Here is a 9,405-nt window from a genome sequence, read left to right as displayed (position 1 = left end):
AGCCCCTCCCCCAATGGCGATACCCCCACGGTCCAGTGTATCGGGTTTGTCGGGGGAATCTCGAGTCTGCTTCGCTTGCAGACATGAACACCCACCGCTACCCGAAAAAACACCTAAAAAAGAGATCCCGGAGGGAGCCCCCACACCCCAACCCCACTCAGAAGTTAAAATGCCGCCCGACGATCTTCAGCGCACAGTAATCCCCGCACATCGTGCAGGCGTCGGCGTCGGCCGGCATCCGCTCGTCCCGGATCGCCCGGGCGCGCTCGGGGTTCATCGCGACCGCGAACTGCCGCTCCCAGTCGAGGTCCCGGCGGGCGTGGCCCATCTCGAGATCGTCGTCGCGCTTTTTGAGTTTGATCATATCGCCGACGTGGGCGGCGATCCTCGAACTCATGACGCCCTCGTAGACCTCCTCGGGGGTGGGAAGCGCCAGGTGTTCCGCCGGCGTCACGTAGCAGATGAAGTCCGCACCGTAGGAGGAGGAGAGCGCGGCCCCGATGGCGGCCACCCGGTCGTCGTAGCCGGGCGCGATATCGGTGACGAGCGGTCCGAGCATGTAGAACGGTCTCCGGTTCGTGACCCTTTTTTGCAGGACGACGTTCGTCTCGATCTCGTCGATCGGGATGTGCCCCGGCCCCTCGATGATCGCCTGCACGCCCTCGGCATGCGCCTTGTCGGCGAGTTCCGCGTTGATGAGCAGTTCCTGGATCTGGGCACGGTCGGTCGCATCGTGGACTGCTCCCGCACGCATCCCGTTGCCGAACGAGAGCGTGACCTCGTGCTCTTTTAAGATCTCGAGCAGGTAGTCGAACTCAGAGTAGAGCGGGTTTTCCTTCTCGTTGTGGAGCATCCACGCGGTCATGAACGCCCCGCCCCGGGAGACGAGCCCGCCGTGCCGCCCCTGATTCTGCAGGCGTTTCATCGTCTCGTAGTTGATCCCGGTGTGGATCGCCATGAAGTTGGTGCCGAGCTTCGCCTGCTCCGCTGTGATCCGGAAGAGGTCGTCCTCCTCCATGTTGACGACCGCCCCGTGCTTCCGGGCGGCCTCGATGAACGCCTGGTAGAGCGGGACCGACCCGACCGAGAGGGTGGTCGCCTCGACGACCCGGCGCCGGATCTCTAAAAAGTCACCGCCGGTGGAGAGTTCCATCAGCGTATCGGCACCGGCGAGCTCGGCCTGCCGGGCCTTCTCGATCTCCATATCGACGTCGACGATGTCTGAGGACGTTCCGATGCTCGCGTTGACCTTCGTTCTGAGCCCTTCGCCGATACCGCAGATCTTCACTTTCCGGTAGGGGGAGACCGGAATGACGATGTGGCCTTCGGCTACGCCGCGCCTGACGAAATCTTCGGTTACACCTTCCGCTGCCGCGACGATCCGCATCTCTTCGGTGACGACGCCGCGCCGGGCGTCTTCTATGAGACTCATGGCCTTATATTTGAGGAAAAGAGTTGATAAAGGCTTGTTTTTAGGATTCGGGCTAAAATAATATTGTTCTTTCAACAAGTAAACTTGACTTGCTCTTATTCAGATCTTTTTTCATAGCCGGAAAGCCAAGGCTTACAAGAAATAAGGGAGCATCTCTTTATCGCCTGGTGATTCTTTGTACGTCAATTTCGGAGGTTTTGTCCCGATCAGCACCGTCGACTGGAGGGGACGGGCGGCCTGCACCGTCTTTCTCCGGGGGTGCCCCGCGCGCTGTTTCTACTGCCACAATATCGCCATCCAGGACGGCGAGGACCTTCGCGATGCGGACGAGGTCATCGCGATGATCCGGGGCTCCCGCACGGTTGCAGGCGCCGTGGTCTTCTCCGGCGGGGAGCCGACCCTGCAGGGAGAGGCGCTCGTCCATCTGGCCGCCGCCGCCCGCGAAATGGGATTCTCCATCGGCCTGCACACGAACGGCATCTTCCCCCGGGTGATCGAGAACCTCCTTGGCAGACGTCTTGTGAACATGATCGCGCTCGACATCAAGACGACGTGGGAGCGTTACGACGACCTCCTGGGACTCACCGCCGCCGATGCGGTGAAGCAGTCGCTCGCCACCTGCAAACGGGCGAAGGCCGACGGCAGCCTCGAGACCTGCGAGATCGTGGTCACCCTCTTCCGGGGCCGCGAGGAAGACCTCCCGGCCATCGCACAGGATACCCGCAGGCTCGACCTAGTGCTCCAGCAGGGCGTGGCCGCGGGCTTCGTCCCCCTGACCCGGCAGGAACTCGAGGCGGCAGCGGCCCCGCTCGGCCGCAAGGTCCGTATCCGGACCCGGGAGGACGGCGAGGTCGGGTACGACCCGGAGCGGTAACCGTTCCGGTGACGTTAAGCATAATATCGTCGGGAACGCATCTTTACGGAGACGTTTGTGGCGGCCGCCACAGCCTGCATCGCCGGGACCCTGCCGCCGGTTGCTCGCCGGCACGGCCCGCTGTTCTGGATATATGGAGGAACCGGATGAAGGTCATTGGAATCGTTGGTATGCCGGCAAGCGGGAAAGGAGAGGCGTCACGGATCGCCCGGGATCTCGGGGTCCCTGTCGTGGTCATGGGGGACGCGATCCGTGAACGGGTGAAGGAGGCCGGGCTTCCCCCGACGGACGCGAACTTTGGCGCGGTCGCGGGGAAGTTGCGCGCGGACCTCGGCATGGACGCCATAGCCCGGCTCACCATCCCGCTCATCGAGGCAGAGTCCGCTCCGGTGGTGCTCGTGGATGGTATTCGGGGGGACTACGAGGTGGCGACGTTTCGGGAGCACTTCTCCGACTTCACGCTCATCGGGATCGTCTCGTCATTCGAGACGCGCTACCGGAGGCTCGCGAACCGGGGTCGGTCCGACGACACCCTCACCCCCGAAGAACTCCGGGTCCGCGACGAGCGGGAACTCGGGTGGGGGCTCGGACGTGCCCTGGAACAGGCAGACTGCCGGGTCACGAACGAGGGAACGCTCGAAGAGTTTGCCGCAGAGGTTCGTGACCTGCTCTGCCGGCTGGGAGGTATAGAATGAGTCTTGTCCCGTATTTTTCAGCCTCGTCAAAAGTCTGGGAATCACGCGACTGGGTCTATGGGCTCGAAGAGATCGGGTATACCGGCTGGGAGATCGTCGCCGACGGGAAATACCGCCTGGACAACCCCGAGAACTTCGCTGCTGTCCGGGAGAACCTCGAGAGCACCGGCCTTCTCGCGACTGTGCACGCTCCCTACAGCGACCTGAACCTCGCATCGTTGAACTATCCCATCTGGCGCGAATCCGTCCGCCAGACCTGCTGCTGCATCCAGCACGCGGCCGAACTGACTGACCGGGTGACCGTTCACCCCGGGTTCGTCTCTCCCGTAGGAAAACTCGTCCCCGAGAAGGTCTGGGAGATGCAGAAGACCGCGCTCGTCGAGATCGGGAAGTACGCGGAGGACCACGGCGTCCTTGCGTGCGTCGAGAACATGATCAGCATTAAAGACTTCCTCTGCCGCTATCCCGAGGAGATCCTCGGCCTCACGGAAGGGATAGCGGGGATCGGGGTCACGCTGGATGTCGGGCACGCCAATACCAACGGTCTTGTGGACGCGTTCCTTGGACACGTCCGGGAGGTCGATCACCTGCACATCCACGACAACCACGGGCAGTCGGACGAACACCTTGCGCTCGGCGACGGGACCATCGCCTGGGAGAAGGTCGGGCGGGCCATCGCCCGGGACTACTCCGGCCCGGCCGTTATCGAGGGCAGATCGCTTGAAGAGGCGAAACGGAGCCTCGCGGCATTCAGGAAGTGGTTCGTATAGCCGGCGAGACCCTCCACGTTCACTTCCTCGGGACAGCAGGGGCGCTCCCCTCGCCGCAGAGGAACCCGTCCTGCGTCCTGGTTCGGCGGGGCCCCGACACCCTGCTCTTCGACTGCGGGGAGGGCGCCCAGCAGCAGATGATGCGTGCCCGGACCGGGTTTACGGTGAACGCCGTCTTCATCACCCACTGGCACGCCGACCACTTCCTCGGCGTCTTCGGGCTCGTCGAGACGCTCGCGTTCATGGGACGGACGGACCCGCTCCCGATCTACGGGCCGCCCTGGGTCGGCGAGTTCGTCGACCTCGTGCAGAAGATAAGCCGCCACACCCGGGGCTTCTTCGTCACTGCCCACGCCCTCGAGCACGGTTCGGTCGTGCCCTTCAACGGCTACACCGTCCGGGCGTTTGCCACGTCCCACGGCATCCCGGGGCTCGGCTACGTGATGGAGGAGGACGAGCGGCCCGGAAGGTTCAACCGTGAGCGGGCGATCGAGCTCGGCGTCCCGCCGGGCCCGCTTTTCGGGCGGCTGCAGCGTGGGGAGGTGGTCCGCGTCGTCCGCGACGGCGTCGAGACCGACGTTCGTCCTGCCGATGTAATGGGCGACCCTCGCCCGGGGAGGAAGGTCGTCTACACCGGAGACACCCGGCCGCTCCAGAACCAGCCCGAGATCGCGGCGATGATCCGGGATGCGGATCTCCTGATCCACGACGCCACGTTCGACGACCAGGAGAGCGGCCGCGCCCGGGAAGTCCTGCACTCCACTGCCGGGGAGGCCGGTGAGGCGGCAGCGGCCTTAAACGCCCGTATGCTTGCCCTGGTGCACATAAGCTCCCGGTATACGAGCACAGCAAACCATATACGCGATGCAAAGCGACAATATGAGGGAGACGTGATTCTGCCGGCCGATCTGGCGGTGCTGGAGATCCCGTATCGGAGTTGATCGAGATGGACGGTGATGGTGATGGAGCAGGGCCTATCCAGCCAGAGCCGCCTGATCCTGACCGGTCTCGGCGCCCTGCTCGTCAGTGCCGCTGCTGCCAGCGTTGCAGGTATCTATCTCGGTTCTGTCAGTGAAGTCCTCGGACTGATACCCGGCCTGATGGTGCTCCTGCCGTCGATCATCGATATGCGAGGAAACATCGCCGGAGTCTTTGCCTCCCGCCTCTCCTCGGCGATGCACCTCGGGGAGTTCTCCATCGACTTCGAGGAAGGCTCGGTACTCGGCGACAATATCCGCGCCTCGTTTGCGATAACAATCCTCATAGCGCTTGTTCTCGGTACCTCTGCCTATGTGGGGAGTCTTCTTTTCGGGCTTCCTGTTGTGGGCATAACCGATCTCGTGCTGATCTCGGTCATCAGCGGTGTAGTTTCGGGACTTGTGGTGATGGGGATCACTCTGGTCATCGTGCTTGCGAGTTATCGCTACGATCTCGATCTCGACATGATCGGCGCACCTACCGTCACCACCTCAGGGGACCTCGTCACGCTCCCGATCCTCGTGCTCTCCGCGACATTTGTCATGCTCCTCTCTCCCTGGATACGCCTGGTTCTCGGGGCCATCGCAGTAGCCGTTGCCGTCGCCGCCATTCTCTACACCCGGCAGCAGCCGGTGCGGATCGGGCCGATTGTCCGGGAGAACATCTCTCTCCTCATCCCGCTCAGCGTCTTCGGCACGCTGGCCGGCCTGACCTACTCGCTCAGCCTCGACAATCTGGTGGCGTTTGCGGTCTTTCTCGTCCTGATACCGCCGTTCATGGGCATTCTCGGGTCGATCGGCGGGATCCTCGGATCGCGCCTCTCGACGGGGATGCACACCGGCGAGATCAGCCCTTCGTTCCTCCCCGAGCGCGGCGTCGTGCATCATTTTATTATTTCCTATCTCTATACGTTGATACTGCTTCCACTGCTGGCGCTCATCGCGCATGGTGCGGCGGTGCTCATGGGGTTGAACAGCCCCGGCCTCGGGATGCTGGTCGCTATCAGCCTTGCGGCGGGCCTGGTTGTCATGACACTGGTGAACGGCGTGGCGTACATCGTGTCGAGCCTTTCATTCCGGTACGGTCTCGACCCCGACAACTTTGGAATCCCTGTCGTCACAAGCCTGATCGACCTGATCGGCGCCGCTGCGCTCGTGGCAGTGATAGACCTGCTGTTGTGGTGAAAGAATAGAGAACGACGGTTAACAAACCATGATGGAACATGACTATCAGCCGATCAGTTTCAAAGACGTCCTGATCGAGATGAAGGATGTCTCGGAACTGATGGTCGATCTCTCCTACTCCGCGATACTCTTCGACAGTAAGGAGATAGCGCTCGAGGTGATCAACCTCGAGGAGAGTATGAATAAACTGGTCTACCAGGCCAGAATTCAGAGCGTCCTCGGTGCGAGAAGGATCGAAGAGGCCGAGGCGATGAGCGGCATGCTCCAGGTGGCCGAGGCCGCAGAGAGGATTGCGAACTCGGCTTCGGACATAGCAAAACTCATCTTAAAAGACATCCGGTTCCCCGCAAAACTCAAGCGCGTCTTCCCGGAGGCCGAGGAGATCGTCACCCGGATCATCGTCAGCCAGGGGAGCGAGGTTGCCGGTCGCACACTCGGCGACCTCAATGTCCAGAGCACGACGGGCATGCAGGTGATCGCCATCCGGCGCGGAAAGGGGTGGATCTATGACCCCGACAAGACCACCCGGGTGGAGGCCGGAGATATCCTGATAGCCCGGGGCCCGGAGGCCGGAGAGGATATCCTCTCCCTGATGGCGGGGTCGGCGGAGCGTCCCCGGGTTGAGGTCTCGCCCGTGGGGGAGGTCGACGACCTTGACCGGGCGGTCCAGCTGATCATCGAGATGAAGAACCTCTCGGAGCTCTCCGTCGGGCTGGCGTATACCTCTCTCCTCTTCAACAACAAGGAAGTGGCGCACGAAGTGGTCGCACTCGACTCAACGCTCGATGGTATGCGTTACGACCTGGACCTCTGGATCCTTGAAGCGGCACGAAAGATCGAGGACGTGCGCTATCTTCGCGGCCTGCTGTATATGTCTTCGTTCGCGCAGGCAATCAGCGATTCGGCTCACGCCGTCGTGGATGTACTGCTGCGCGACATCGAGATCCCGCCGGTCTTCAAGAAGATCGTCCGGGAGTCGGACGAGATCATCTCGCGGATGTCTGTTACGGAGTCGTCGCCGCTTGTAGGAAAGACCCTCAAAGAGGTGTCGCTTGCGACGGTGACCGGGATGGTCGTGCTCGCCATCAAGCACGGCGACCGCTGGATTTACCGGCCGGGGAAGAGTGTCCGGTTGGAGGGCGGCGATATCATCATAGCAAAGGGCAGGCGGGACGGTGAGTGCCGGCTGTATGAACTTGCCGGGCACGCCGCCGAGATTTCCGAAGAATAATTGGGAGAATTACTATGGGAGATACGGAAGATACGATTGTTTACCGCCTCGGAGCGAACTGCGATCTCGACGAGGTGGAGGAAGGAAAGATTTATCTCGGACGGGTGCAGGGTTTTGCCCCGTTCGGTGTTTTTGTCCAGCTAAATGACCGGGTCAAGGGGCTCGTTCACAAGAGCAACGTGAAGGTGCAGCATGCCGAGCGCGACCCGATCATCGTTCACGTCCTCCAGATCAGGAGCAACGGCAACATCGATCTGGAGGAGGTCACGCCGACCGTCTACCAGACCGAGAACGTGACCAAGAAGACGACGAGCGTGCTTATTACCGACATCGGGAAGAAGATCGGCAGGACGGTGCTGATCGAGGGCGAGGTCGCCCAGATCAAGCAGACGTCGGGACCGACGATCTTTACGCTCGTGGACGAGTCGGGCACTGCGAACGCGGCCGCGTTCATCGAGGCGGGCGTCCGTGCATATCCCGAGGTCGAACTCGGGGACATCGTCGCCCTCACGGGCGAGGTGATGCAGCGCAACAACCAGCTCCAGATCGAGGTCGCGTCCATGGCGGTCATGGAGCCGGAGGATGCGGCACGGGTCAGGGAGCGTATCGATGCGGCGCTCGATAAGCGGGCGGAACCGGTCGACCTTCCGTTCCTCGTGGAGAGCGAGGTTCTTGAAGCCCTGAGACCGCAGATGCGCCAGGTGGCAAAGGAGATTCGCAAAGCGGTCCTGACCGCGCGGCCGATCATCCTCCGGCACCACGCGGATGCGGACGGCATATGCGCCGCCGTTGCCGTCGAACAGGCGGTGACCGCGCTGCTCCGCGAGACCGGCGGGGACTTCGACGCGGAGTATTTCCTCTTCAAGCGGTCCCCGTCAAAGGCTCCGTTCTATGAGATAGAGGATATCACGCGCGATCTCGACTTCGCCCTCAAGGACAACGTCCGCTACGGGCAGAAGATGCCGATGATCCTCCTGATGGACAACGGGTCCACCGAGGAGGATGTGCCGTCGCTGAAGGTGACCCGGATCTTCGGTCTCCCGGTGATGGTCGTGGACCACCACCATCCCGACGAGGTAGTGGACGAGTACCTGATCGGACACGTCAACCCCTACCACGTGGGCGGCGACTACGGGATCACGGCCGGAATGCTGGGGACGGAAGTGGCCCGCATGGTCAACCCGGCGGTCGAAAACCAGATCCGGCACCTGCCGGCGATCGCGGGGGTCGGCGACCGGAGCGAAGCGCCGGAGCGTGCCCGCTACCTCGCGGTGGCCGCGCCCGAGTACTCGGAAGATGACTGCCGCGATATTGCGCTCGCGCTCGACTATGAGCAGTTCTGGCTCCGGTTCAGCGACGGGAGAGAGATCGTCAAGGATATCCTGAACCTCTCCGGCGAGCCCGAACGCCACGAGCGGTTCGTCGGCCTGCTGGTAGAAGAGGCGAACCGGGCGATCGAAGAGCAGGTCGAGACCAACATGCCCCACGTCGAGAGCCGGATGCTCGAAAACGGCGCCCACCTCTTCATGCTCGATGTGGAGCTCTTCGCCCACCGGTTCACGTTCCCGCCGCCGGGTAAGACTTCCGGGGAGGTGCACGACCGTCTGGTCCGGCAGCACCCGGGAGAGCCGGTCGTCACGATCGGGTTCGGGCCGGACTTTGCCGTCCTGCGTTCCCGGGGCGTCATGATGAACATCCCCCAGATGGTGCGCGAACTGCATAGCGAGATCGTAGGCGGCGGCGTGAACGGCGGCGGCCACCTCGTCGTCGGAAGCATCAAGTTCGTGGAAGGGATGCGTGACGTGGTCATCGACAGCCTGATCAAAAAGATTGGTGAAGCGCCAATCTGATCGCTACTTCTTTCTCGCCGGTGCTCCGGCCGGGCTGCCGGCGTTTTGCTCTCTTCTCGGAGGTCTGCCTCTGTACGGCAGTGTGCGGTATCTCCACGGTGTGAGGCGCACCGAGTAGTTAGCCGCTGATACGATTTTGACAACGACCGAAATATAAAAATAGGTTTATTTCCTACGGGAGTTCTCATGGCAGGAAACCGATGGACATGGAGAACGCTTCTGGTCGTGCTGCTTGTGGCGGCAGCGGCCATTATGTTCCCCGTTGCGGCCCAGAGTTCAGCATCTGCGGAACCTCTGACCTGGACCCTCCCCCCGACACCCCCCGACGAGACTCCCGAGGAAACTCCGGAAGAGACTCCGACGGAAACCCTGGAGGAAGAGGAGACCCCGA

The 9,405-nt window shown here is 62.3% G+C and carries 9 protein-coding genes; 8 read left to right on the top strand and 1 reads right to left on the bottom strand.

Annotated elements, in window-relative coordinates; all coding sequences use genetic code 11:
* Positions 1 to 157 precede the first annotated feature (157 nt).
* Complete coding sequence (gene thiC, locus BRA62_RS11705; protein ID WP_292366807.1) at positions 158 to 1,432, bottom strand: phosphomethylpyrimidine synthase ThiC; 1,275 nt, start codon at positions 1,430 to 1,432, stop codon at positions 158 to 160.
* 175 nt (positions 1,433 to 1,607) lie between these two features.
* On the opposite strand from thiC, the gene BRA62_RS11700 reads away from it, so the two are divergent.
* From BRA62_RS11700 to BRA62_RS11665, 8 genes are all read left to right on the top strand, one after another.
* Positions 1,608 to 2,306 (top strand): anaerobic ribonucleoside-triphosphate reductase activating protein, encoded by a 699-nt coding sequence (locus BRA62_RS11700; protein WP_292366805.1) that lies wholly within the window; start codon positions 1,608 to 1,610, stop codon positions 2,304 to 2,306.
* 146 nt (positions 2,307 to 2,452) lie between these two features.
* Positions 2,453 to 3,001 carry a dephospho-CoA kinase gene (locus BRA62_RS11695; RefSeq protein ID WP_292366803.1) on the top strand — a complete coding sequence of 183 codons (549 nt, stop codon included), beginning with the start codon at positions 2,453 to 2,455 and terminating at the stop codon, positions 2,999 to 3,001.
* Complete coding sequence (locus BRA62_RS11690; protein WP_292366801.1) at positions 2,998 to 3,771, top strand: sugar phosphate isomerase/epimerase family protein; 774 nt, start codon at positions 2,998 to 3,000, stop codon at positions 3,769 to 3,771. Before BRA62_RS11695 ends, BRA62_RS11690 begins: the two co-directional genes overlap by 4 nt.
* Positions 3,759 to 4,712: a ribonuclease Z gene (locus tag BRA62_RS11685; protein WP_292366799.1), complete on the top strand. Its 954-nt coding sequence runs from the start codon at positions 3,759 to 3,761 to the stop codon at positions 4,710 to 4,712. Before BRA62_RS11690 ends, BRA62_RS11685 begins: the two co-directional genes overlap by 13 nt.
* Positions 4,713 to 4,733: 21 nt before the next feature.
* On the top strand, positions 4,734 to 5,933 hold the full coding sequence (locus BRA62_RS11680; RefSeq protein ID WP_292366797.1) for a magnesium transporter: 1,200 nt from the start codon (positions 4,734 to 4,736) through the stop codon (positions 5,931 to 5,933).
* A 28-nt stretch (positions 5,934 to 5,961) separates the two neighbouring features.
* Positions 5,962 to 7,164 (top strand): potassium channel family protein, encoded by a 1,203-nt coding sequence (locus BRA62_RS11675; protein ID WP_292366795.1) that lies wholly within the window; start codon positions 5,962 to 5,964, stop codon positions 7,162 to 7,164.
* 14 nt (positions 7,165 to 7,178) lie between these two features.
* Positions 7,179 to 9,014 (top strand): DHH family phosphoesterase, encoded by a 1,836-nt coding sequence (locus BRA62_RS11670; protein ID WP_292366793.1) that lies wholly within the window; start codon positions 7,179 to 7,181, stop codon positions 9,012 to 9,014.
* A gap of 186 nt (positions 9,015 to 9,200) precedes the next feature.
* On the top strand, positions 9,201 to 9,405 hold a 205-nt coding region (locus BRA62_RS11665; protein ID WP_292366791.1), incomplete at its 3' end, for a hypothetical protein.

Origin of the sequence: Methanoculleus sp. UBA208, from assembly GCF_002498065.1 — an archaeon.
In the GTDB taxonomy this organism is placed as follows: Archaea; Halobacteriota; Methanomicrobia; order Methanomicrobiales; family Methanoculleaceae; genus Methanoculleus.
The sequence above is the reverse complement of the archived record's forward strand: the minus strand, read 5'-3'. Positions and strand labels throughout refer to the sequence as shown.

What these genes read in the sequence shown, in the direction of transcription:
- thiC (WP_292366807.1), bottom strand. Translation starts at nt 1,432, where the DNA reads ATGAGTCTCATAGAAGACGCCCGGCGCGGCGTCGTCACCGAAGAGATG.
- BRA62_RS11695 (WP_292366803.1), top strand. Translation starts at nt 2,453, where the DNA reads ATGAAGGTCATTGGAATCGTTGGTATGCCGGCAAGCGGGAAAGGAGAG.
- BRA62_RS11690 (WP_292366801.1), top strand. Translation starts at nt 2,998, where the DNA reads ATGAGTCTTGTCCCGTATTTTTCAGCCTCGTCAAAAGTCTGGGAATCA.
- BRA62_RS11680 (WP_292366797.1), top strand. Translation starts at nt 4,734, where the DNA reads ATGGAGCAGGGCCTATCCAGCCAGAGCCGCCTGATCCTGACCGGTCTC.
- BRA62_RS11675 (WP_292366795.1), top strand. Translation starts at nt 5,962, where the DNA reads ATGATGGAACATGACTATCAGCCGATCAGTTTCAAAGACGTCCTGATC.
- BRA62_RS11670 (WP_292366793.1), top strand. Translation starts at nt 7,179, where the DNA reads ATGGGAGATACGGAAGATACGATTGTTTACCGCCTCGGAGCGAACTGC.